The sequence below is a fragment of the Aquimarina atlantica genome (assembly GCF_000626715.1).
GTDB lineage: Bacteria > Bacteroidota > Bacteroidia > Flavobacteriales > Flavobacteriaceae > Aquimarina > Aquimarina atlantica.
This window is the reverse complement of record NZ_AQRA01000005.1, coordinates 41,498-65,787: the sequence shown is the minus strand read 5'-3', so window position 1 is coordinate 65,787 and position 24,290 is coordinate 41,498. Positions and strand designations below refer to the sequence as shown.

At 30.7% G+C, this 24,290-nt stretch carries 33 protein-coding genes; 6 read left to right on the top strand and 27 right to left on the bottom strand.

The features are described from left to right. Positions 1-27 precede the first annotated feature (27 nt). The 6 genes from ATO12_RS11640 to ATO12_RS11615 all read left to right on the top strand — a co-directional run bounded on the left by ATO12_RS11640 (position 28) and on the right by ATO12_RS11615 (position 5,275). Positions 28-1,107: a sensor histidine kinase gene (locus ATO12_RS11640; RefSeq protein ID WP_034242158.1), complete on the top strand. Its 1,080-nt coding sequence runs from the start codon at positions 28-30 to the stop codon at positions 1,105-1,107. Continuing rightward, positions 1,107-1,814 (top strand): LytR/AlgR family response regulator transcription factor, encoded by a 708-nt coding sequence (locus tag ATO12_RS11635; RefSeq protein ID WP_034242157.1) that lies wholly within the window; start codon positions 1,107-1,109, stop codon positions 1,812-1,814. The genes ATO12_RS11640 and ATO12_RS11635 overlap by 1 nt, the downstream gene beginning before the upstream one ends. Positions 1,815-1,936: 122 nt before the next feature. Continuing rightward, positions 1,937-3,316, top strand: coding sequence for an NAD(P)/FAD-dependent oxidoreductase (locus ATO12_RS11630; protein WP_205625236.1), 1,380 nt, complete (start codon positions 1,937-1,939; stop codon positions 3,314-3,316). A gap of 90 nt (positions 3,317-3,406) precedes the next feature. After that, a complete protein-coding gene (locus ATO12_RS11625; RefSeq protein WP_034242156.1) occupies positions 3,407-3,592 on the top strand; it encodes a hypothetical protein in 186 nt (61 codons plus the stop codon). Further along, positions 3,583-4,764, top strand: a complete 1,182-nt coding sequence (locus tag ATO12_RS11620) for an MFS transporter (protein WP_034242155.1) — start codon at positions 3,583-3,585, stop codon at positions 4,762-4,764. Before ATO12_RS11625 ends, ATO12_RS11620 begins: the two co-directional genes overlap by 10 nt. Then, a complete protein-coding gene (locus tag ATO12_RS11615; RefSeq protein WP_034242154.1) occupies positions 4,736-5,275 on the top strand; it encodes a sigma-70 family RNA polymerase sigma factor in 540 nt (179 codons plus the stop codon). The genes ATO12_RS11620 and ATO12_RS11615 overlap by 29 nt, the downstream gene beginning before the upstream one ends. 223 nt (positions 5,276-5,498) lie before the next feature. Here ATO12_RS11615 and ATO12_RS11610 read toward each other — a convergent pair whose 3' ends face one another. The 27 genes from ATO12_RS11610 to ATO12_RS11480 form a co-directional block, all read right to left on the bottom strand. After that, on the bottom strand, positions 5,499-6,173 hold the full coding sequence (locus tag ATO12_RS11610) for a hypothetical protein (protein WP_034242153.1): 675 nt from the start codon (positions 6,171-6,173) through the stop codon (positions 5,499-5,501). Between the two features lie 32 nt (positions 6,174-6,205). Next, positions 6,206-6,880, bottom strand: a complete 675-nt coding sequence (locus tag ATO12_RS11605; RefSeq protein WP_034242152.1) for a hypothetical protein — start codon at positions 6,878-6,880, stop codon at positions 6,206-6,208. Between the two features lie 29 nt (positions 6,881-6,909). Beyond that, positions 6,910-7,869, bottom strand: coding sequence for a hypothetical protein (locus ATO12_RS11600; RefSeq protein ID WP_034242151.1), 960 nt, complete (start codon positions 7,867-7,869; stop codon positions 6,910-6,912). A gap of 4 nt (positions 7,870-7,873) precedes the next feature. Then, positions 7,874-8,572 carry a DUF6304 family protein gene (locus tag ATO12_RS24890; protein WP_051575778.1) on the bottom strand — a complete coding sequence of 233 codons (699 nt, stop codon included), beginning with the start codon at positions 8,570-8,572 and terminating at the stop codon, positions 7,874-7,876. 9 nt (positions 8,573-8,581) lie between these two features. Further along, positions 8,582-9,142, bottom strand: coding sequence for a hypothetical protein (locus ATO12_RS11590; RefSeq protein WP_051575777.1), 561 nt, complete (start codon positions 9,140-9,142; stop codon positions 8,582-8,584). Between the two features lie 40 nt (positions 9,143-9,182). Next, on the bottom strand, positions 9,183-10,028 hold the full coding sequence (locus tag ATO12_RS11585) for a hypothetical protein (RefSeq protein WP_034242150.1): 846 nt from the start codon (positions 10,026-10,028) through the stop codon (positions 9,183-9,185). Positions 10,029-10,075: 47 nt separating this feature from the next. After that, positions 10,076-10,510, bottom strand: coding sequence for an SMI1/KNR4 family protein (locus ATO12_RS11580; protein ID WP_034242149.1), 435 nt, complete (start codon positions 10,508-10,510; stop codon positions 10,076-10,078). A gap of 1 nt (position 10,511) precedes the next feature. Continuing rightward, complete coding sequence (locus tag ATO12_RS11575) at positions 10,512-10,991, bottom strand: imm68 putative immunity domain-containing protein (protein ID WP_034242148.1); 480 nt, start codon at positions 10,989-10,991, stop codon at positions 10,512-10,514. A gap of 102 nt (positions 10,992-11,093) precedes the next feature. Further along, the gene (locus ATO12_RS11570) at positions 11,094-11,405 is read right to left on the bottom strand and encodes a hypothetical protein (RefSeq protein ID WP_034242147.1); all 312 of its coding nucleotides are present in this window, start codon (positions 11,403-11,405) and stop codon (positions 11,094-11,096) included. Continuing rightward, on the bottom strand, positions 11,395-11,985 hold the full coding sequence (locus tag ATO12_RS11565; protein ID WP_034242146.1) for a hypothetical protein: 591 nt from the start codon (positions 11,983-11,985) through the stop codon (positions 11,395-11,397). The genes ATO12_RS11570 and ATO12_RS11565 overlap by 11 nt, the downstream gene beginning before the upstream one ends. Before the next feature lie 10 nt (positions 11,986-11,995). Next, on the bottom strand, positions 11,996-12,502 hold the full coding sequence (locus ATO12_RS11560; protein ID WP_034242145.1) for a hypothetical protein: 507 nt from the start codon (positions 12,500-12,502) through the stop codon (positions 11,996-11,998). A 12-nt stretch (positions 12,503-12,514) separates the two neighbouring features. Beyond that, the gene (locus tag ATO12_RS11555; protein ID WP_034242144.1) at positions 12,515-13,066 is read right to left on the bottom strand and encodes an AAA family ATPase; all 552 of its coding nucleotides are present in this window, start codon (positions 13,064-13,066) and stop codon (positions 12,515-12,517) included. Further along, positions 13,060-13,362: a hypothetical protein gene (locus tag ATO12_RS11550; protein ID WP_034242143.1), complete on the bottom strand. Its 303-nt coding sequence runs from the start codon at positions 13,360-13,362 to the stop codon at positions 13,060-13,062. The genes ATO12_RS11555 and ATO12_RS11550 overlap by 7 nt, the downstream gene beginning before the upstream one ends. A gap of 7 nt (positions 13,363-13,369) precedes the next feature. Next, positions 13,370-14,971 (bottom strand): SH3 domain-containing protein, encoded by a 1,602-nt coding sequence (locus tag ATO12_RS11545; RefSeq protein ID WP_034242142.1) that lies wholly within the window; start codon positions 14,969-14,971, stop codon positions 13,370-13,372. Further along, entirely contained in the window at positions 14,968-15,198 is a 231-nt protein-coding gene (locus tag ATO12_RS11540) for a hypothetical protein (RefSeq protein WP_034242141.1), read from the bottom strand. Before ATO12_RS11540 ends, ATO12_RS11545 begins: the two co-directional genes overlap by 4 nt. A gap of 18 nt (positions 15,199-15,216) precedes the next feature. Beyond that, on the bottom strand, positions 15,217-16,239 hold the full coding sequence (locus tag ATO12_RS11535) for a hypothetical protein (RefSeq protein WP_131248822.1): 1,023 nt from the start codon (positions 16,237-16,239) through the stop codon (positions 15,217-15,219). Between the two features lie 7 nt (positions 16,240-16,246). Continuing rightward, the gene (locus ATO12_RS11530; RefSeq protein WP_034242139.1) at positions 16,247-16,627 is read right to left on the bottom strand and encodes a hypothetical protein; all 381 of its coding nucleotides are present in this window, start codon (positions 16,625-16,627) and stop codon (positions 16,247-16,249) included. Between the two features lie 203 nt (positions 16,628-16,830). Beyond that, positions 16,831-17,448: a DUF6714 family protein gene (locus ATO12_RS24885; protein ID WP_051575776.1), complete on the bottom strand. Its 618-nt coding sequence runs from the start codon at positions 17,446-17,448 to the stop codon at positions 16,831-16,833. Further along, the gene (locus ATO12_RS11520; RefSeq protein WP_034242138.1) at positions 17,441-17,872 is read right to left on the bottom strand and encodes a hypothetical protein; all 432 of its coding nucleotides are present in this window, start codon (positions 17,870-17,872) and stop codon (positions 17,441-17,443) included. The genes ATO12_RS24885 and ATO12_RS11520 overlap by 8 nt, the downstream gene beginning before the upstream one ends. 9 nt (positions 17,873-17,881) lie before the next feature. After that, positions 17,882-18,388: a hypothetical protein gene (locus ATO12_RS11515; protein ID WP_051575775.1), complete on the bottom strand. Its 507-nt coding sequence runs from the start codon at positions 18,386-18,388 to the stop codon at positions 17,882-17,884. Between the two features lie 37 nt (positions 18,389-18,425). Then, complete coding sequence (locus ATO12_RS11510; RefSeq protein ID WP_165583368.1) at positions 18,426-18,884, bottom strand: hypothetical protein; 459 nt, start codon at positions 18,882-18,884, stop codon at positions 18,426-18,428. A gap of 44 nt (positions 18,885-18,928) precedes the next feature. Then, positions 18,929-19,327, bottom strand: coding sequence for a hypothetical protein (locus ATO12_RS11505; protein WP_034242136.1), 399 nt, complete (start codon positions 19,325-19,327; stop codon positions 18,929-18,931). A 161-nt stretch (positions 19,328-19,488) separates the two neighbouring features. Next, on the bottom strand, positions 19,489-20,286 hold the full coding sequence (locus ATO12_RS11500) for a hypothetical protein (RefSeq protein WP_034242135.1): 798 nt from the start codon (positions 20,284-20,286) through the stop codon (positions 19,489-19,491). Positions 20,287-20,403: 117 nt separating this feature from the next. Beyond that, on the bottom strand, positions 20,404-22,461 hold the full coding sequence (locus tag ATO12_RS11495) for a leucine-rich repeat domain-containing protein (RefSeq protein WP_131248820.1): 2,058 nt from the start codon (positions 22,459-22,461) through the stop codon (positions 20,404-20,406). A gap of 13 nt (positions 22,462-22,474) precedes the next feature. After that, complete coding sequence (locus ATO12_RS24880; protein WP_051575774.1) at positions 22,475-23,080, bottom strand: DUF6000 family protein; 606 nt, start codon at positions 23,078-23,080, stop codon at positions 22,475-22,477. A gap of 80 nt (positions 23,081-23,160) precedes the next feature. Continuing rightward, on the bottom strand, positions 23,161-23,724 hold the full coding sequence (locus ATO12_RS11485; RefSeq protein WP_034242133.1) for a hypothetical protein: 564 nt from the start codon (positions 23,722-23,724) through the stop codon (positions 23,161-23,163). A 137-nt stretch (positions 23,725-23,861) separates the two neighbouring features. After that, positions 23,862-24,248, bottom strand: coding sequence for a hypothetical protein (locus ATO12_RS11480; protein ID WP_034242132.1), 387 nt, complete (start codon positions 24,246-24,248; stop codon positions 23,862-23,864). Between the last annotated feature and the right edge of the window lie 42 nt (positions 24,249-24,290).

Genomic DNA, 24,290 nt, shown 5'->3' with positions numbered 1-24,290 from the left:
AGTTAAACGTCATAAAATTTGGGGAATATGCTGCAAAAAATTAAAAATGCACTTAATATAACATCGGGTAATAATTATACTATAACGGCAAAACATCATGTTATATTCTGGTTGGTATATTTTCTATTTACCACTTTTAAATGGGGGAGTTACTTTAACGATTATGTCTATTCTTTAAAAACCACTATTCTAGGGTTTATCATACACATGTCTTTAAGTTATTTCAACATATATTACTTAATGCCAAAATTTGTAGAAAAACGTAAATACCTGATATACATAATTTTATTACTCGTATCTCTTTTTACAATGGTCCTGGCAAAATTTTATTTTACGTATTTCCTTGTTAATCATAATGTTTGGCCAGAAGGTCCGGAAGTAACCAATAAATTGACCCTGAATTATACAATAGAAATGATGTTAGGAGAACTTTATGTGGTCTCCTTTGTTTCTGCTATTAAAGTAACTTTAGATCGGTTAAGAGAGCACAAAAAATTAATCGATGTAGAAAAATTACAATTAGAAACAGAATTGCGTTTTCTTAGGGCTCAAATGTCTCCTCATTTCTTTTTTAATACCTTAAATAATATTTACTCTCTTTCTGTCGAAAAATCAGACAAGACTCCAAAAACCATATTAAAGTTATCCGAGTTAATGCGGTATTTATTGCATGAGACTAATCAAAAAAGGCAATGTCTTAGCAAAGAAATTATGTGTCTTCAAAATTATTTGGATTTAGAAAGAATTCGATATGGAGATTCATTAAAAATTCATGTAAATATTTCTGGAGAAATCGAAGGCAAAAAAATTGCTCCCATGTTGCTTTTATCCTTTATAGAAAATGCATTTAAACATGGAGCTAACAAAAATGTTGGAGAAATCGAAATTGATATTTCTTTCAACATAATAGATGACTTTCTATATTTTCAGATTACCAATCCGATTCCTGCTAAAAACAATAAAAACAAGATTGATTCTTTTTCTGGTGGTATAGGGATAGGAAACGTAAAAAAAAGACTTGAGTTGGGTTATAAACCTGATGAATATAATCTAACGATTAGTGAAAATAACAATCAATATATTGTTGAATTAAAAATTAAAGTATAATGGATTTAAAATGTGTTATAATAGATGATGAACCATTGGCTATTAATGTTATAAAAAACTATGTTGACCAAACAAAAGGATTGACTTTTTTAGCTTCATTCAACGACGCAACCGAGAGTATTGATTATTTAAGAAATAACGAGATCGATCTTCTTTTTTTAGACATTAATATGCCTCTATTAGATGGATTGAATTTATTAAAAAGCATACATCAAAAACCACTAACCATAATTACCACAGCTCATGAGGAATTTGCTGTAGAAAGTTATGAATTAGAGGTAGTAGATTATTTGGTAAAACCTATCTCTTTTCACAGGTTTATTATGGCTGTAAATAAAGCTTTCAAAATAAAGGAGTATCAACAAAAAGATAGCTTTACTACTCCTAACAAACGAGCATATATCTTTTTGAAAATCGATAAAAAAAAGATGCAAAAAATATATCTGGATGAAGTATTATCTATCGAAAGCCTCGGAGATTATATTAAAGTAAATACGTCCTCAAACAACTACATTGCTCATCAAACATTAAGTAATTTTACAGATGACTTACCATCTGATAAGTTTATTAGAATCCATAGATCTTATACCATATCAATTGATAAAATAGAATCTATTGAAGGTAATAGTATAGAAATTGCAAATAATCGATATCCAATTGGAAGAAGCTATTTAAATGAGGTGAGAAGTGTTATTTTTAAGGTATAATGACTCTTTAAATCTCATAAATAAAATGGTAAAACACGGTCATTTTTTATACCCTAACCTTAATTACCTGATTTTTTATTTATAGTACAGTGCATCATTTTTTAAAGTTGTCGTCTTAAGAGATGAATACAAATTTTAAAATGATGCAAAACAATAATTTACCCATAGCAATAATAGGTGCAGGCCCAGTAGGATTAGCTGCAGCTGCACATTTACTAAAACAAAATCTTCCTTTCATTGTATTTGAAGCGGGAAGTTCTGTTGGACAAAATATGCTCTCCTGGAGTCACGTTCGTGTGTTTTCTCCCTGGAAATATAATATAGATCGAGTTGCAAAAGAAGTATTAGAACAAACCGATTGGAAAGCCCCTGACGAAGATAAATTACCTACAGGGCAAGAGTTGGTAGAACACTATTTTCGTCCATTAGCAAATTTACCTCAGATTAAACCATACATTCATTTGAATAGCAAAGTTCTGTCTATCGGAAGAAAAGGTTTAGATAAAATGAAAACCCGGGGACGTGAGAATAAACCTTTCTCAATTAAGGTTCAAGAACATGAAAACATTAATTATTATGAAGCAAAAGCGGTAATTGATGCTACTGGGACCTGGAATCAACCCAATCCCATTGGTTCTGGTGGTGTATTTGCCGAAGGAGAACAAGAACTAAATAAGCATATCTTTTATGGTATCCCCAATGTAAAAGCAGAACATTTAGAGCGTTATAAAAACAAAAATGTAGTGGTTGTAGGAGGAGGGCATTCTGCGATTAATGCTTTATTAGATTTAGCAGACATTCAAAAAAAATATCCAAAAACACAGCTTAATTGGGTGTTAAGAAAAGATAATATGAACAAGGTGTATGGTGGAAAACAAGAAGATGCGTTAGAAGCCAGGGGCGCTCTTGGTATTCGTATTGAGCAATTGGTTAATAGCGGAAAATTAAATGTCTATACGCCTTTTCATATCTTAAAACTGACCAAAAAAGAGGATGGTATCCAAATCATCGGTGATCTAAATGGCGAAATAGAAACTATCAATCAAATAGATGAAATAGTCAGTAATACAGGTTCACGACCAAATTTGGAAATGATTCGTGAGATACGAACAGACTTAGATGCCTCATTAGAATCGGTTTTTGATCTTGCTGAATTAATTGATCCAAATGTTCATAGTTGCGGAACAGTAAGACCTCACGGAGAAAAAGAGCTTCGCCACCCCGAAAAAGATTTTTATATCGTAGGTTCTAAAAGTTATGGTAGAGCTCCAACTTTTTTAATGACTACAGGATATGAGCAAGTACGCTCTGTAGTAGCTTATATGGTTGGTGATATTGAAGCTGCAGAGCGAGTAGAACTTAATTTACCAGAAACAGGAGTGTGTAGTACAGATTTTGCAACCAACGAAAAAGGTGAAAGTGTAGCTTGCTGCTCTTCAGAACTAACCATAGAAGAAGTAGAAAGTACAGGTTCTAGCTGTAGAACATCGAGATGTAACTAAAAAATAAAAATGATGCATCATTATAAAAGTCTTGCGTCTTAAAGAGTAAAAACAATACATAATAATATAGAAGTATTAAAATTAATAATTATGAAAAAGAGAAATACAAATAAGCAGGTAGAAACAATTCAACAAAATAGTGGATGTTGTGGATCTGAACCAATAGAAACACAATCTGCACAAAGTTCTTGCTGTGTACAACCTACCGATGGGTCATCGTGTTGTGATAAAGATGAGAGTAAAGAAATTAATATTGAAAAAACCGGATGTTGCTAACCAAAAGCTCTCCTATCTCTAAAGAAAAAAGCTCCTCATTTCGAGGAGCTTTGCGTGCTAGTGGGGTGATGGCTTTTGCAGGATTAGGCGATGCCGTTTTATATCCTGTACTTCCCATTTATGGTAAAGAATTAGGTTTTTCGGTATTTTTTATTGGTATATTATTATCTATAAACCGTTTTGTGAGGATTATTGCAAACACACCTATCGCAAATTGGGTGCATCGAATCGGAATTCGAAAAATGCTGATGATTACCGCAACACTGGCTATGCTAACTACTTTTATATATGGATTGAAATTAGGTTTAATTTCTTTATTGATAGCAAGAATTTTTTGGGGTTTAAGTTATTCGGGATTAAAAATATCCACTTTATCTTATGCTTCACAGGCTAAACAAAAGTCTGGTTTAGCATTCGGATTATCACAAAGCATCAAATCATTAGGAGCATTATTTGTACTTTGGTTTGGGCCAATCGTCATTGGTGAATTTGGTATTCAAAATGGCTTATTTAGCATCGCTTTAATCAGTTCGTTAGGTATATTTTTAGCATATTCATTACCAAAAATTGAACCTGAGGTAAAAAACGATATAGTAAAAACAAACCATACTTTTTATCCAAATGCTGTCAATTTATTAGTGTTTATAATATCTGTTTCAATAGATGGTATTTTAGTCGTATCCCTATCACATTTATTATCAGGAAACATGATCAATTCGAGTAACCTACTGGGGTATGTGGCATTTTATTTGTTATTAAAACGACTATTTGTTTTGTTGTTTTCTATAATCGGAGGTATTCTCTCCATACGTTTTAGACCACTATTCTTATTTTCAATTTCAATTAGTATTTGTTTATTAGCAATGGCATTGATTGCATTCAATAATACTGTTTTGGGTATTATTCTAGCCTTTCTATTCAATACAATTGTGGTTACTTTTTCGCCACTTATTGCTATCAGGAATACACAAAATAAAGATAATTCTTTACAGGCAATTTCAAGTGTAAGCACATGGTGGGACATGGGTGCAGCTATTGGTGCTTTTATCGGAATCTACGCCATCGAATTTCTTGGAATACAAAACCTATATTTATCTTTGTGTATAACCGGAACAATTTTATTCATCAATTTCTCTATAAAAAATGCAAAATCAAGTCATTCAACTATATAATCCATTATTGGGTTACGTTAAAAAGCGTGTTCGCAATCAGGAAGATGCCGAAGATTTAACCCAGGATGTTTTTTTGAAATTATCCAAATCAAATAGTAATGGTGTCGATAATCTTAAAAGCTGGGTGTATGCAATAGCCAAAAATACAATTACCGATTACTACAGGAAAAAGAAGTTACAAACAAACTCAATTGAAGAAGATACCTTTTTTGATTATGATACCAATGAGGATGCTGGCATAGAGCTGGGTAAATGTGTACATTCTTTTGTTAATCAATTACCAGAAGAGTATCGAGAGTTAATGATCTTATCGGAAATAAAGGAAGTACCACAAAAAGAAATAGCCAAACAGCTTAATATGAACTATGTTACGGTACGTTCTAAAATTCAGCGTGGAAGAAAAAAACTTAAAGAACTATTTGAAGGTTGTTGTACCATTTTACAAGGTGGAAAAGGAAGTATTCTGAGCTATGAATCAAAAACCGGTAATAATAAGAAATCATCTTGTTAATGCTTCAAAATTAGCAGCAGACGAACTTTACACCTTACTAGATTGTTATTCATCCTATAGGTATCCTAAACATTCACTATAGTTTCCCATTAGTTTATTAATTCTAAAAGTGAAATTTTATCTAAACTTTTCACCTTTATCATCATCGTCTATTGCAATAGAAATATCTTCGAACTTACCAGTCAAAACAAAATCTTTAATTGATATGATCATCAATTTTTATTTATAATCTGTTGTCCCATATCCAGCGTTTTTTATTTCCTATATAACCACTTATATAGTCTAAAAACTCATCGGCTATATCACTCTTATATTCGAGATTTAGTGCTTGATAGATTCTAGCAATAAAATGTATGGTGTCATACATGTTCTGTTGTGATATGCCTTTGTTTTTATAATGAATCAAACTTATACGCCCTTGTTCTACTAATTCATTAAAATTTGAATTATTACTACAACTTATAATTTGTTGTATTTGGTTGATTAAATCAATTTCAGTAGCTGTAAAATTTTTCATTCTTACCATAGGAATAGGTTTACCTTTAACGATAGGCATCATTACTGTAGTAAAAGAATTAGTGATACCACTTTTTGCAAGTATTAAACTTGCTAGCTCATCAGGGGATTTTACTTTTTGCAAATGATACGATGGCTGGTGATCTATATAGGTAAAACAACAATAATTTCCTGTAATGGTTAGCTCTTTGTTTAACTCGATAGACCTTTTATTAATCGGCACTCCTGAAGGCTGATGTATCTGTAGTTGTTCATTTAAAAAACTGTTTTCATTATCAAATAGCATCCATTCCCACAATTCTTGTATTGTAAAATTACCTTCTATTTCTTCAAAATAAACAGCAGATAATTGTTGTAATATGGAAGCTAAATTGTATTTCATTTTAAAAAATGGCATGTTATTTCATAAACATTTTATCGTACTAACTTTTGACATACAATTTGCATTAAACTCCTAAAACTAGTTTGATGTAACTCTACTTTAAATGAATCTGCAATACATTCGAAAATGCTATCATGAAAACCAAAAAAGAAGTGTTTGGTATTTTTCCAATTATCTGCATTGTAATTGGTATGTACACTATTTATTTTTTTAATTTCTTTTATCCAATTCGAGTTGATAATTTGTAGAGGAGCATAGAGTTCAAGACCTTTACCGTATAATGGATGTCCTTCGAATACTTCATCATTTGGGGAACCCAACTTGGCTGATGTGCAATACTCAAATTCTACTAAAGCTAAAGAGGTCGCTTTATCACTTGCAGTATCTACTATGGTTGTATAGGTTCCGTCCCAGTTTGGATCTACTGATCTTACATAGAAAAGTAAATATGCTTTATGGTCATTCATAAACAAATGAGGAAGTGGAGCTCCTACGTCCCATACTACAGGAAAATCAATAACATCAGCATATTCTTCGTTTTTTGAAACAGCCAGTTGGCGTTCGCATATAAGGAGATGCTTAGAAGCTTCATTAAACTCTGGCCATTCTATACCTGTATTTTTTGTAGAAACAGCAATACTTGCTTTTTTAAGTCTTGCTTTGGCTTCATTTAATTTATGCTCATAGTGTTCAATAATTGTTGGCATGGTTTGATATTCAATTTTTATGGTTTTACTCAGGTATTTTGAAGAGTAATTTTTATTTTGGTAATATTGTTTAGGTCTATATCAATGACTGTTCCTGTATCTCCATAACAAATTAAGTGTTTATCTATGATTTCTGCTTTATGAATTGGGTTTGAAAACGTAAAAAAGATGGCCCAGTTTAATTCTCCTGTTAATGTTGTAGAAGCTACATATCCTTCATTCCCCATAGCGCCATCGCCAAATACAATTTTTTGATTTTCATATTCAAAAGCTCCATGAAAAATACTAACTTCTGTCCAGATGTCATCATCGTATTTTTCAATTCTCTCTAATGTTGTGTCACATAGAGGTGACCAATATTGTTTGGTTTCTCCAGTATTCGGGTCGTAGGTACTATATACATTTCCTATTACAAAATCTCCCTCTCCCATGACAATACAATCAAAACCGGGTAAATAGCCTTGTTTCCATTTTTCTTGTATTTTAGGGTGTAACATATATTCTAATTCATCAAAATTTATTTTTTCTATTTCTTGAATAAAGTATTGTGGTAAATCATCTAAGAACCGTTCTACTTCTTTTATTTTTTTTGATACAAAATCAGTATCATTGAGTAATTTAAGTTCTATCTTTTCTATCTCGCTTGGTTGTAGAATATTGTTAAACGAACTACATAATTGATATTTAAAACCAATTGATTCTTTACTAATACTAAGATAAACCAATGCATTTAAAAAATGGGGTTTTACGGTTTCGTTTGACCATTGATACTCATCAAAATCTAATTCTAATCGCCATTGCTTGTTTCCTCCCCAACTAGCATATTCAAACTGGCAAATAATCGGCAAAGGATGGTCAAACTGTTTTTCTTCTAAAATTTGCTCGTATACAGGATCTATATTTTGTTTTATTTTGGTTAACTGTTCTCTTAAAAGCGCATTGAGTTCTGTATAAAATTTACTTTTTTTTACAATTTCTAAATCCTCCATATTCCTAAATCAATTTTGTCCAGTTTTTATAATACCAATCGTCTTCGGCAGGTAGTTGATGTTCTGAGCAATCAAAGGTTTCTTGTACAGAAAAGATGTCTCCTTTATCTACTGCTTCGCGTGTCCATAAATCCAGTAAATCATGTTTACCTTTAACTTCTTTAAGCTTTTCTTTTACCTTTTTAAAACAATATATATTTCCAAACATTCCATTTCCGTATGGACTATAATTAGAATACTTGCAACTTAAACACGTTTTTAAATAGATGTTTTCTGGTAATTGATTTTGTAATAGTATTAAGGCATCTTCCATCCATTCTAGTTTCTTTTCTACTTTAAACTCTCCAAAGGAAGTGGTTAATGTTAAGCAGTTTAATTCATGATCTAACCCTTTAATCGTTGTGATTTCGCCTACTTCAATTTGGGCGGTTAGGTTTTCTACAAAGGCCTTATTAGTTTTTATGTTAAAGAGTTGTATTGGAATTATTAAGGTGAGTTTAAAATTAGTTATATCTCCAGAACCATCTTGAAACATTTCATAATCGAATTTGGCGTTGTCAATTTCTTCTGCAGTTAATTGATCAAAATCGGGTCCATCAAAATCTATATCTCGTAGAGTAAAGAACATTTCGCTACCATCTGATTTTATTTCGATCATTTCTGTTCCTCTTTTATCCTGATATGTGGCTAAAAATGTTCTCATAGGCTTTTATTATTCTATTAAAAAAGGAAAACCAATATCCAATACACTACTTTTTGTTTCCACGGTAAGTACTTGCTTACATTGAAATTCAAACGTAGCTTCCTCAATATTATCTTGATATGTAAACCCTCCTAAAATAGTAATGGCATAATAACCATTTTCTAATGTGATTTTTTGTCTAACACCTGCTTTAACAGCTTCTTTTAAACGATATATTCCATTATTTTCGGTCCAGTTTTTTAAATAAGGTACCGTTATTAAACAGACTTCATTATTAATTACATTTAGTATATAACCTGTTTTTTCGAACAATAACAAATTTGTATCTTTTTTGAATATAGAAGTTTGACCATTGGTGTTAAAAAAAACGGTGTATGGTTGGTTTTTAATATTACTCATAGGGATCATGATTCCTTCTTGTATCGCCAATTCTGCACTATCGTTTGTAGTAAACTCACCCATCAAATCGTCTGATAAGTTATGCTCTTTCTTAAACTGCAATAAATTAGCCGGGTCTGTTAAAAAGAAATAATCCCAGGTATCATTTAAACATTCTGTAAATTTTATCATTCTGTAAATTTTATTCCTCCATTTTGTTTTAATACATTACTTACTCATTAACAGGTTCTATTCCCTTTTCGGGATTGTAATCAGGAAAAATATAGTAGTTCTTTAATCCTACATTTACACTATCTTTTACCAAAGTTAGCATTGATTTTTTTGGAAATTCTTTTGGTTCATAAGCTATAGAGTAGGCAATATTAAGGGTGTCTCCTTCTAATACAATGGTCTTTGTAATAGGTTCTAAAAATTTGTACTGCACTATTTGTATTTTACTACCTCCTATTCTTTTTATGAATTTAGCAATTACTTTTATGGTATCTTGTTTATGGGTGTATGGATTAAAATTACCTCTAGCATTTTGTTCTTGTTTTATGTTGTGTTGCAGCTTAATATTGGTATTAAAATAATCGGTGATTATTTTTCGGTTGCTACTCGTATGTTTATCAGGAGATATGTTATAATTAGAACCTCTGTAACCTTCTCTCGTATCAAAATAAACATTACCTATTTCCTTTTTGTACGAAAACAAATCATGAATGGTATAATCGGTATCGTATTCGTGTTGGGTATATTCATCAATCCCATCGCCGTATTTAAAAAAAGTTAATCTCCAACTCACATTTTTGTTTTGAATTAAAAAAGAATCCTTCTTTACATAATTAACTACAAAACTGTCTATTTTAATTTTGTGTTGCTCGTTATTTATATCATAATTTTTCACGACAAAAAAATCATTTCTTCTTTTAGAGAATTTTCCATTAACTACAGCTGTATCTGTATAGATTCTATTGGGTTCTAAATGAAATATTTTAAAGGTTTTATCTGTTACTTCTTTTTTACAAGAAATGAAGCTCATAAGAAATAATAAGCAGATTAATTGAATGGTTTTCATCTATTTAAATTTTATTGCTTTTCATCGGTTAGATGTATATTATCAATTTAATAGCCCTTATGGGTTTTGTATGTAATAGGCTCATTCATATTGTAATTGTTGATATAATATTGTATTACTTCATCAAAATCATAAAGTTCTACTGGTTTGTTAAACTTAGGGAGTATAATAAAAGAAGATTCTGTGCAGTAAATATGTTGCCCATCAAAGGTATGAGCTACCAAAATACTATTTTGAATACTATTCTTTTGAGAGTTACTTTCCCATTCCCATAAATCAATATCTTCAATAAAATTATTTTCAAAAAACTTCTTGTCAGGTAATACAATATTGAGGTATTCTATTTTTTCGGTAATAATTCCGTAGCCATAATACTTAATAAAGTTTAAGTACGATTTTGGTATTGTAAAATCTACTTTATTTTTTATCGAATCGATATCTATAGTTGTTCTTTCTCCAATTACATCAAAATTTGTACGCATACTAATTCACTATTTTTTCAAATGCTACTACTATCTCTTTTATATCGTTTAGCGTTTCTTTTCGCTCTTCTTCCATGCACATTTCAAACAAAACATAATCATCGGGATTGTTATAAATCACCTGCAATGCAGAACAAATAGGTTTTACCTCGTTTTTTTGAAATGTAAACGTTACTGTTTTACTACCATAGGCTTTGGTTAAATCTATTTCATTATTTAATTCGGCCTCAACTATTATAACAGATAGTCCGATAATTAAATCTTCGAAATGAATGTATTGTTCATATTCTGTATTGGTGAATTTTACATTATTGTCGGTTCGTTCTTGAAGCAAGTTAGGATTGTCAAGATATTTCTTTACATCAGTGTTTTTATAAATTAAATCCATTGATAGTTTATCATCAGATATTCTTTCGATCAAGTCTAAAAAATCACCTCCAAAATCAGAGCCAAAAGCGGTATCTCTCCATTTTTCGATCATATGTTTTCATTGTTAGTTCTTATATTCTATTTTACTATCCTTATAGTTTAATCTAAACTGGTATTCGTTATTGTCTGCTTTATGAAAATCTAATGCCATAGCTTAACTTGAAAAAACATGTCTAATTCCGTCAAAAATTTTCCAGCAAGTGTTTTTATCTAATCCTTTTGGGTGGCTTACTTTCCAATGTCCCATACTGGCTTTTAGTGTTTGATGCATAGAAAAGAGTTGATATACCAGTTCTTTTTCTATTACAGATTCATTAGCATAATGTTCTTCTAAACACTTTAGTGCTTTTAAAAATTCGGTTATTCGTTCTTCTTCTATATCAAAACTCATTCTAAACAATACATCTAAACCGTCATCTGAAACAAATTCTTTATGTATATGTTTTTTGGCTTCTTCAATTCCCATCTTTTGTTTTTTTTGTTGACTGTCTTTCTATTTTTTTCCAGTGATGTAATTCTTTTGTAGGGATATCATTAAATCGTTTTATACGACCATCGCAATGATGTTGGTAGATTGCATTTTCCAAAGTTTCTAGTTCTTCTAGTTCCTTATCGTCGATCAAAGCATCATTACAGAAAGGAACTCCTAACTCTCTTCTAAGAAAGTATTCTCGTTCTTCCCGGTTTTTAAACTTTCCTTTTCCTGATTCTAATTCAATAGTAAGTTTTGTGTCTGTAGTAATTGTATATGATTTTTCAAAAGGTTTATAGTTCATCCCGAATACACTAATCTTAATGTTATGGTTCACTATTTTTTTAGAGCATACTTCCCAAATACCTATTCCATCATAATCTGTATCAATTACATCAATCCTTTTATTTCCTGAATTAATCACGATAACTGCTATAGGAACTTCGGTATATGAATCTGCATCGATAACTTTAAAAATAGTATGTAACATCCTATTTTCATTATTGGTGGTTTGAGCATTACTATTCAAAAAAAGTAATAGTGCTGATAGATATATTAGTCCTACTATTTTCATCTTATATTATTTAAGAATAATCCTCTGGGTCGTTTCTGTATTCTACTAGTTTACGTTCATAATTCTTTAAAAATTGTTCCTTTTCAATGACATCTAACTTCCCAGAATTTTCTACGTCTTCATAGGTTTTGGACCATTCTAGTGCTTTTAGCAATGACCAAATGATATGAATCCCTGCTTTATAGGCTTCGTTTGTGATTTCCGGGTATATTCCTTTTATGTTTTCCGGAATTTCCTCATTTTCGGTTATCAAACCAAACAGATCGGATAACAATAATTCGGAATCTTTTAGGCCTAACCCTTGCTTTTTTATTTCATCATCTCCTTGTTCTATATCGGGCCTTTGTTCTACCCATGTTAATTGTTCTACCGTTGGCCACATAAATTTTGCAGTAGAGCCATGCAGGAGCAAACCTGATTTGATACGGTTTGTAACTTTTTCTAACTGCTGCTTTGTTGTCTTTTTTTGAGAATATTCACTTAATAAAGACAATAGTATTTGTTTTCCGCTTGCCATAGTATCAATGGATTAGTATCCCGAAATATCTATAATTTTAAGGTTTTGCTCTACAATTTGTTTGTAGGTTCTTCTAGCATTCCTATTTGATCCGTATACATTGTCTCGTTTTGCTAATTTATCTATTAAATCATTTTCGTTTTCTTGTGAAACGATTAATTGAATTGATTTTTCACCTTTTTTTAGATCATCCAATCGTTCAATTAAAATTTTAATGGTTCTTTCTACATAGCCCACTTCTTTAGGGTTGATTTGATCTAATTCATCTATTATCATCAAACAACTATTATCCTCTTTACGTAATATATCATGATGCGAATACACCAATTGTAATGCTGGAAAAGGGGGGTATCCAGCTGTTTTGTAATCGGGGTTATACATTTTTACTTTTTTAATAAAATCTGCATAATCGTCTAATGTTGTTATTCCTCTTGGGGTTCTAACCACTTCTCTATGAACACCTTCTATCAGATTGTTAATAAACAGCCTTCGGTCTGTTTCGGATTTCCCTATAATTAAAAGGTGCTTATTACGATATAATTCTTTTTTGGCTTCTTCTAGCATCCGTGATTATTATTTAATTCTGACTCATGACGAATTCCGTTTTCATCGATACGTATATTCCATTTACAGCTGGTAAATGCACCGCTGTTATTGGGTTCTACTGTTCCACAGGCAATTAAATTGTCTGGTTTTCCAAATTCGTCTTCATCATCCATATACACACAGATGTTCATTCCTTCTTTGAGTTCTATTGTATTTCCGTCTGCATCTTTTTTGAAATCGGTTTTTGATAACAGTACCAAATCACATGTTATCATTGCATTGAAATCAATATATATTTTTCCTTCTTTTTGCATTTTATGATTATATCCTTATACCTTGAAATTCCCATTCAAATGGTTTGCCTAATGATTTTAAGGATTTAAGTTGTTGTATTTCAATTTTTTTCTGAAGATCTTCTTCGTTTTTTTCATCAGTTTCATCATCGAAATACATTCTTGAGGTATTCATTTTTTTAGTGATAAAATTAACCTTGTAATCAGTTTCTTCGCCAGAACCTCTATGCCGTTCACTTGATTCATAAGTTATTAATTCAAAAGCCTTGTTTTGATATCGAAATGTATATTGATGGTCTGACATTTGCCAACTGCCTGCACTGTACCAAAAATGAAAATCAATCTGTAAATCTCCATTATCAAGGATTTTTACACCATCGAAGGGTTCATCCATTGTTGGTGAATCTCGTAATATGATGAATTCATTTGATTGTAGTTTCTTTTCGAAAATATGATCCGATTTTCCAAAATATATCCCCAAAACTCTTGGATTGAGATCAAGTGTATCAATTCCAGGACCATCATTAAATTCTAAATTTTCTGGTAATGTATTTTGTATTGCAAAGACTACATCATCTATGTTGTCATTATTTAAATCCCCAGATGAAGTAGACAAAACTTTCCACCCCTGGGGTATAAGATCACTTAATTTTGTGCCTGACGCAGGCAATTCTACAGCATAGTCTTTTATTTCTGTTTTAAAAAAAATAGCATCGCCTTTGTGACTAATTATCTTATAGATAAATGTAGTTTCATTTATCCAATAAAACTCTTTGAAGGTGCAGATATCGTAATTATTATCAAACTGGGTTAAATACGTAAACTCATCGTTTATCTTTTTTTGCAAAAAATAAGTAATACATTCATGCCCTCCAAAAATACCATTTAAACGATGTGTATTTTGGGGTGATGGAATTATATACTCGGGATTGCCTATAGTTAATTCAGTTTCTCCAGTTTGGATTGAAAAACAGACATCGATACTATGTCCTCCTTCTAAAACTAAAATATCATATTCTGGATAATATCCTGACCAACCTGCAGCAAATACATAATCCTCTGCACTATTGTGATTTACCCTTAGTTTTTGTCCGTTTTTTGTTTTAATGCTTTTAATTAAATCATCTCTTTTATGTTCTTCACTTTCAAATTTAGTAGTCCATTCTATGTGATTTTTCAGCATCTTTTTAATAGAATCCAGGCTACCTATTTTCTTTGGCTTATGAATTTGTCTGGATGATTTCTGTTTTAATTCATTAAATTCGACACTACTTATTTGAGATCTATTTATGATGCTATCATCTATTATTTTTTTTAAATAACCATCAAATACATACCCTTCTTTTACGAATGGTTCGGTTTCTTTTGATACTAAATACAAATAGTTGTTATATTTTATTTTTACCCAGTTTCCTGCGATTATTTTTCCGTTATCATTAATGGTCATTTTTTTGTTGGTATCGAATATTTTTTCTACTAAAACTCCATATGGAATTTTAGCAACTTTTGATGATGATAAATCACTGCCAGAACGCACATTTAAGCCGTTTTTAGCATTTATAAAATAATACTCCTGACTATATATGTTCAGAGAAATAAAAGTTGTAAAAATGATGGTAATTATTTTCAATTGTTTTTCTTTATCTGTTTATATATGAGTGTTCCTGTAAGAAACACTCCTAAAAGTGCTAAAATGCCATATACTTGTTTTGCTTGCTCGTAATAAACAACACCATCTGGGGATAAAAACCTGCCATTAGCATTGTATTCGATATTGGCTCTTTGTAAAAACATCCCTATACAGAAAATGGTTATTAACCCTAGCATTATAGTTAGTATAGACAGTACATGTTTCATTTGTTTAGTTTAAATTAGTTAGTAGGTTATATGTCCTTTGTCTTCTCCCCACCGTCTGTTACTGTCTAGGTAGATTAAAGTTCCTTTATCGTCATATTGGTAACTCCCTATTAGTTTTCCATTCAATTTCTTTTGAATGAGGTTTCCATTAGTATCATATACAAAATCCCAGTCTTCAAAAGGGAAATCTGGATAATGTGTGTATGTACTAATTTTAATAATTCTATTTTGAGGGTTGTAGTGATAGATTAAACGCGTGTTTTTAAATGTTTTATTTCGCCATGTTTTTACGTCACTAACTTTGATTATTTTATTGTGCTTATTGTATTCTAATACTATTTTACTTCGCTTATTTTTTATGATTTCTGATAGTAGTCCTTTGTTATTGTATGTATAATCCAGATCGTTTTTGCCATCTTTTGTGGTGTTTGTAGATGCAATCAATTTATCATCCTGGTACTTGTACTTTCTGGAACAGGATATTTTTTTGGATTTCGCATTGCGATAACACTTTTCAATTAACTGCCCCTTGTTATTATATCTAAATATACTATTTTCTTTTTCTATCAATAACCCATATTTATTGTATTTATAGAGGTTTTCACTTCCAAAATGATGGTCATCTCCATCTGCAATATCGTTTGGACAAATTTCTTTATATCCTGTTTGTAAGCCTAAATCATTATAAAAGTAATTTACAGAGCAAAGTACTATGCCTGCATCAACATATCGATTTGTATATAAATAGGAAGGAAATGTTTCTTCTGAAATTTCTATGCATTCCGGAATTTCCCCATTGTAGATAATATCTTGTACTTCCTTTGGTACTCCATAAGGAGTAGATTTTTTACTGTTTAAATTAACGATCTTTCTTAACTCACCTAAACTAGTATAAAAGTAAATAGAATCGTTTTGCTTTTTTATGGCTATGGTGTCGTTTTCAAAACGAACAATCCCATTTTGCTGCGCATAACTATTGAATTTAAAAAATAATAGTAATGCAATGAAAAAATTTACTCTATATATTAAACAGTACCTCATGACCATATTAAGGTTTATACATATGTATGGTTTTGAACGCTTTTTGTTCGTCAAGAGTTAATTCAAGCCCCCTAAAATCCCATATTTCTCTAGAATTCACTTCATATTTCTTTGGATATAGGACATAATAATATTCTTTACTATGGTCACTATAGCCAATTTTTTCGTTAAGATCAAACTCCTTTTTTAGTTCTGTTTTTAGCTTATTGACATGCACACCACCACTTCTTCCAATTGCATTAACTACTTTTTTGTAATTCGTAATTGTTAATTCTCTATCTTTAATTACTTTGGCACTAAAATTTGCTTCCAAATAGTACCAGTATGCTAATCCTCCAAGCAGTATTGTTGAAATTGCAAGTAAGATGGTTAGTAGTTTTAGTTTCATTTTGATTTTAAAGGTTTATACCATTTTTAGTATGTAACTAATTTAAGCTTATTTATGTTAGTGTACTATAGTTAACCTATATTCGTAGAGGAAGAATTAATATTTGCAAAAAATCGACTCTTAAAAAGTTTTCTTGTTATTACATACGAGAAGATTGTTCTAAATCTGAAGGTATCATTTGATCGAAATCAATATACTTATGGTCATTTCAACACGTATTCGATTTTAAAATTATGTATCCAACAGTTTAATGCTTCTTGCAATTGCATATAGTCCTTGTTGTATTTAACTGCTGTAGGTAATAAACCTAGTTCTTTTGCATCATTACTTTTATAATACATTTCTAATTCACTCAATTTAAACTCAAGGAATTTTAGAATGCATTTTAATTGCTTGCCAGAAAATAATGAAAATGGTTTGGTATATAATTGTTGGTACCCTAATGAATCTTGAGCGTAATCGGTAATAGTTTGTAACCTATTTTCAATATCAGGGTCAGAACAGCCATTCAAAAGTCCTTTCTTTTGCAATTCTTCTTGTTCTTTTTGAAAAACTCCTATGGCATATAGTAAAAACATGGGCGTATGAAAACGCATTCCTTTGGCATCAAAAAATGTTAATGAACTACTACATTGATATAGATGAATTAATGGGATATTATTCCAATCTTCTTTTTCATCTTTAGCTCTTAGCTTTTTACATTCTACATCACTTACTCTATCATCATGTCCTTGTGCTTCCCATAGACCTATACCCTCATCGAGCTTTACGCCTTTAAATGCTTCCTGTATCTCCTGGATCAATGCTTCTTTTTTATTCATTTTCTGGGTCTCTGCTGTTGTTCTTTTTATCGCCTAACCAATGTGTGATGCTTTTAAAATGGTTTTCTGAGAGTTTGCTTCCACAATCTACTCTGGTGGTTTCTCCTCCTTGTCCTTTTTGGTATTGAACGTCAAAGTTGTTTTTATCTGCGTTATATCTGATATATACCATGGGTAAATTATACCGTTCATCATAGTTTTTACCTAAGGAAAGCCCTAAGGCATAATGCGATTGGCTAGGATAGTAGCACTCCCAAAAACCGACTTCTTTACACTCTTTTATTAATTCAAGAAGTGGTTTTAATTCCTTTTTTTCAACATCAATCCATAGTGTACACCATTTGACCATAGTGTGCCATTGCAGCTGTTTATCGTCAGATTTCATTCCGTTAATTATTTCGGTATAGCGATCTCTACTACTCATACTAAAACATTACTCTTTCCAGCGGTATGGGTTTTCTTCTACCAGGGAAAAAGAAGTTAATTGAAAACTGTTTGAGTTTAACCCCTCAACGTCATCAATATTTTCAAAGGTTAATTCAACACCGCTCTTTAATCGTAATAAAACCCCCAGGTTATCGGTTTTCTTTTTATAATCAATATTATGTTCGTTTAGTTTTGTTATCACAAATAACAGGTTGAGCTGGCTAATATCTTCGAAGATCCATTTGTTTAATTTTAGTTGGCTACTGCTGTCCAATTTCCCTTCATACCAATAATCTGAAAATATTAAATAGAGTTTTTCATTTTCAAAATGCAGTTCGATCCCCCCATAGGTCCAGATATTAACCTCCTCTGTCAAAAAATCAGCTCCAAAACAATCAGGGTCAGGAAAATTGTTTACAATCCACTCTTTGGTTTGTCCCAGTTTTAGATAGTCAAACTTTCCTGTTTTAAAAAACTGTAGTAAATCAATTTCTATGGGTGTTGTTAGTTTCATCTGTTTTTTTCGTTTTTTAGAGCGCTAACATCTGCATTTATTCTATTTGAATTCTTCCTGTACAGATTAGTTTTAGATATTTCCAAAAGCCGAAATGGTATTTTTTTATTTCTTTTAGCTCAATTGCTTCATAAATTTCGTCAAAATTTTCGTAGAACAATCCGTTTATTTTAAATGAGGTTCTGGATGATTTATCTACAAGATGAACTGTCCTATAATCTTCATACCGACCATACTCTACAGATTTTATATATCCTTTAAAGTCTTTTAACCTGGCTGTTTTTCCTAAAGGATAATATATCGAACGCCACCTAATTGTTTGGGCTTCTTGATCTATAACGATGTATTTAAAGTCTTTAAAAATAATGAGCACTACCATTACGATTAGACTCAATAGGAATACCATGAAAAGCAGAAATGTCTCAATTCCTTCATATAAAAGTGTTTTTAGAAGTAACCCTATGAGTAAAAGTAACCCCATTGTACTTAGACTCATGGATATGAACCATAGGATAAATCTTAATTTAATTTTGCTTTTTGTCATTTTAACACTTCGGGAGTTTTATTAATTTTTTCGAAAGAAATAATTTTTGCACAGGCATAACCTCCAAAAATTAAGCGCTTTGTTTCATAGTTGAATTTTATGGTGTAGTTCTTCTCCTTCATTTTTATTGGACTTTCGGGATGAAGCTTCTTGAAATCGATTTTAGATATATATAGCCATTCGATATCTTTATTTTTTGTTCTTAAGAATACTCTTTTTTTTCCCAGTAAAGATTCTAACCCATGTCTGAAAATATCCTTCTGTCCCAGGTCAATCATTTTATATTTTACTTCTGATTCTCCTCTAATTATTTTAGAGCGAACCAGTCGGTATCTTAACACAATAAGGGTCGATAAAACTAAAAGTGCTATGACAATAAATAGTATGATTTTCATTTTTTAAGACCTTTGACGTATCGGGTACAAGACCAACTTTGTTTTTTGCATTAGATGAATTTGTAAAAGTTTTGTTTTTATAGTGATAGCTAACATCTTTTGTATTGTATGATTGCATCCTATAAATCACAAATAAACTATCAAATTGATTATTATAGTTTTTATATACTATTCATTATTCCTGTAAATACGTTGTGTTTTTTATTACAACTATGACAATTTATATCTCCTTTAAAATATTGAATTAATGGTCTTAACGAATTAATATTCATTATGTCAATTGGTTTTTCTAACCACTTAAGACTTACATTAGATTCGTTTAAAACAATTCTTAACTTTTCTTGGTTTTTGTTGGTGGTAGGATCTCTACTATACGCATTTAAAACATTTTCTTCATTCCATAAGAAGGTTTCTTCTTCGCAGTTAGGGCATACAAAAATATATTCGTCATTTATATTGAAAGTTTTAAATATTTCAGCTTCTTTATGTCTTTTTATTGAAACTAAAAATGCTATTAAATAAAATCGCTTGGATTCCTCATCTAAAATCTTGGTATTAGTCACATAATGATTTACTAAGCTCTTAAACTTTTCTACAGCATCAATAAATGTTATCTGAATGCTATTTTTTTCCTTTTCATCAAGATTATTTTCTTTGAATACTTGTTCTATGTACGATATGTTGTCAAGGTCAATTAAAACAACTCCCAGAGAAGCTATAACATCCAAATTAAATTCAATGTTATCTGACTCCTCAATTATTTTTAATAAATAGGGTATGGTCGCAAGTGTATTTTCATATACTGATCCTTGATGATAAATATATTCCCAGATTAATTCATCCGCAATCTTTTTATCCAATGTTTTTGAAAGCTCGTTAATAAGTGAAGGTATTAATTCAGAGTTTCCATATGGGCTGCTTAATTTTTTCCAAATATGTAGTTCATCTAATCTTATCATTCGTCTTAGATATAATATGCGATGTAATATTAAGTATATTTAGTTTGCATTACTACCTCTAATCAATATTCGTGGTTTGACAATCTAAATTCGTTGAGAAAGCATCCATTATGGTTTTTACAAATCAAAATATTGATCGTCCCATATCCTAAAAGGTATAAATGGCAAACCATAAAAAATGGCTATTTCGGGTTTGTTTAGTTGTTGTAAAAATGCTTTCTTGTCTAATCCGTTACTCTCTAAATTGACTTCTGTTAAGCACGGTAGTGTATTTAACACACTGATATCCGAAATTTTATTGCTGTATAAGTTAAGTTGCTCTAATTTTTTGAGATTTCGCAATCCATCTATATTTTCTATGGTACCATTTTCTGATAAATCTAATACTTTTAGCTTCGTAAGCTTTTCTAAATTGTTTACGTGATTTATATTACACCAACTTAAGTCAAGTTTTTCAAGGTTAGGTAAATCATCAAAACAGGTTGTTTCTGCTAAATTTAAGTCCCATTGTATTTTTAAAACTTTAAGTTTACTCAGTTTGCCCAAATTAATTTTAGAAGTTCCGCTAATCTTTACATTTTCTATATTAGGAAATTGCTCTAAAGTATCAATTTTAGATGCTTCTGATGCCTCTAGCACTAATGTTTTTAACGATTTTATGGCACGTATTTCGTTTATATCTGTATCTTCATCTAATCGTAAGTACTTTAGGTTATGTAAGGTATCTAATCTGGTATTTTTTAAATTCCCATAAAGCGTAAAATTTTTTAACTTTTGGAGATACGCTATTCCTATCAATTCAATAGAAAAATAACACCAAAGTTCTAGTGTCTCTACGTTCGTTAGAGCACTTACATCTATGGCTATAGTATCTAGTGGTTCGGGTTCTATATCTATAAATAACCGTAATCGTTTAAGGGTTTTAAATGCTACAATACTTTTGGCCTGGGCAATAGAGGTAACGGTTATGTCTAAGGATTCTAATACTGTAAATTCTTTGATACACGATATATTTTTCACCTCATCTTCATCTATTTTTAATTTTTTAAGTTGATGTTTTAACGGTAGGAGTTTTTTTAAATCAATCAACCCTTTTTCGTGAGGATTGGTGTAAAATGTGATTTTTTCTAATTGTGTAAATGCTTTTAATTGTGCTGTCTCTTTTAATTCTGATTGACTGAAATACAATTCCTTTATTTGAGGTGCTATGGGTACAAAATTATCAATGGTAACTGTACTGTATTCAAAATCTAATTTTTCGAGCTGGGTAAAGTGTTGTAAAAACGTCATATCACCAGATACATATTGACGAAACTCTAAGTTTTTGATATAATGTGCTATAGATGCAAGGTTTTGCAAATTGACTTTTGCTTTTGGAGATGACCTTTCTTCTCCTAACATACAGTAATTTATGGTAAATCCCGTTGCTTTATCGTTGGATAGCGCTTGATCTTTAATAACAGTAGCGGTATCCATATCTAAACGTTCTAACTTAGAGAATTGATGAATATTTCTTATCGTATTAATAGTACACTTACTAAGATCAATATGTTGTACATTTTCTGATATGGGTAAAAATATATCTATAGTATCAAAGGTCATATTGGTCAGACAAATACGGATAAAATTCCTATCTGGTTTTGCTTTATGAATGATATCATTGTCTGATTGCTCTATGGTAACATCATCTAATCGTAAATCGTATAGTTTAGGAAAAAGGTTTACTTCATAAAAATTATGAATAACACAATTGGTCATAAAAATATGATCGATTTTTTTTGCCATAGGCTGCAATACCGCTAGATGGTCAATGGTCATATTCTTAATATTGATATGTTTTAAATTACCATCGTAAGCAGTAGTACAAGTCTTGTTATTATAAAGCATGTCTATATTGCCAATGGTTACATTATCTATAGTGAACTCATATAACAACTCGAACTTAATTAAGTCACTAATATCCTTAATTGTACAATTGATAAAGGTTAACCTGGATATTTCTTTAACCAAATGCAAAAACAGGTCCAGATTATCAATGCTTATATTTTGAATCGTTAATGTCGTTATTCTTTTGTAATGTTCAAAATACTCATAGGTGTTGGTTTGCTCTTTGCTATAATCATGTTTTTCAAACTGTATACCGAGTGCTTCTTCTATGTTTTTAAGTTTCTCCATAGTATTCATTTTATTACTGGTTACCCGTTGCTTTCAATTCTTCAATGATTTGCATTTGCTGAACAAATTCATCATAATATGAATCAAATTTTCTTGAAGCATCTTTTTCCCATTCAGAGTATCTTTGTTCATATTCTTTTGTATGTTCAGATTTAGTTTTTTTATCAATCCATTTTAGGGCTGACATGGCATAATTTTGTTCATAATTCAGGTCTTTTCTGGTCAAGTAATAGTCAAGATATTTTTTTAGGTAATCGATGGATTTTTTTGACTTAAAACTTGCAAGTGCTAAAGCAAATCCCTTGCCTTGATGAACTAATTCACTTTTCAGGAAATGTACTCCGATTATATCTTCAAATTCTGTTAAATTCTCAATTGCACAGAAAAATGCTCCAACAATTCTTTCTCGCCAATTATTTTGTCCAATTATCTTTTTAACGATGTCAGTACCTATTTCAGCTTTGATGTTTACATAATCACTTTTAAAATTGGTTAGGTTTATAATACGTACCGTATAAAAAGGTGCTACAAATTTTTTATAGAATTCTTCATCAAATTCATTTTCTGTATGAAATGAATGTAATGTTTCGAATGGTATTTTGTTATTATTATCCTCCAATGTTGATTTTTTAATTACTGTTAATAATGGTTAGTATAAATGATCGTTTTAATGCCATTTATATCGTGCTATAGCGTTTTTTAGTATTCCTCTAAATCGGATTTTATATTATCAGCTTTTACCGTTTCAAAATAAATAATATACTCTTCTCTACTTTTAAATTTTGCATTGGGGTTTGACTCATACCATTCAATAGTTTCGAGTATTTCAGTATTCAATTCTATTCGAGTCTTTTCATTTCTCAGAAATGCTTTCGTTTCATCTCTATGTAGTCCAAAAACCAATTCTATATCAATATACCCTTCATGATCTGAACCTGCACCAAATTTGGCTTCATACAAATCGTATATATCTTCGGTTTTCATATGCTTAAATAGCATAAAAGCACATAAATCAGTTGTATAAACAGGAATATCAAATTGAAACCCTTTTAATTCTTCTTTCAATAACCATTTTATAAGCGGCTTATCGTCAGCAGAATAATTACTGTACAATTCTAAAATAAGATTTTTTCTATTCGAGTAGTTTTTATCATCACTTTCACCGTATCCTTCTTTTCCATTATGAGTACATTTAAAACCAACCAATAAAGATTCATTTTTACCCGATTTAAATTCATTTATTATTTTTCTATAATTATTCATGTTTCCCTTTTCGTTTTATAACACGGGGTAGTTTGAATAAACGCCCGTTTTAATCGTGTTTATTTTTTTGTTAGGCTTGTTCTACTTCATACAATAGCCTTTTTGGATATTGATTCATTATTTTTTTCAGCATATAACTAGCTCTTATACGTCTCATTTCGATAATAAGCAGTTACCAAATTACGATCTTCACTAACATCATCAGTAAAAAAAAACCAATCAAAAGTATCATCGAACATCACACAATAATATATTCCATCTCCAAAAAACTGCTTAAATGCCCATGGTTTAACCCTATACATTTCTCCTCTATGAAATAATACATATATGGATGACTTAGCGATAGAAACTACATACTTTGAAAATGTGTCGTGAGGTATACATGTTCTTGGCAGCTCCTTATCCATTGTATAGATATATGGACCAGCATTTTTAATGTTTAAAAATTCCTTACACTTGAGCTTTCTCCATAAACTTTGTTTTTTATCAAGTATGGAAACTCCTCTTGGTAATTTATCTTCCATCTTATTTTTTAAATTAATTGCAATGTTTTGTAGCTTCTTTGT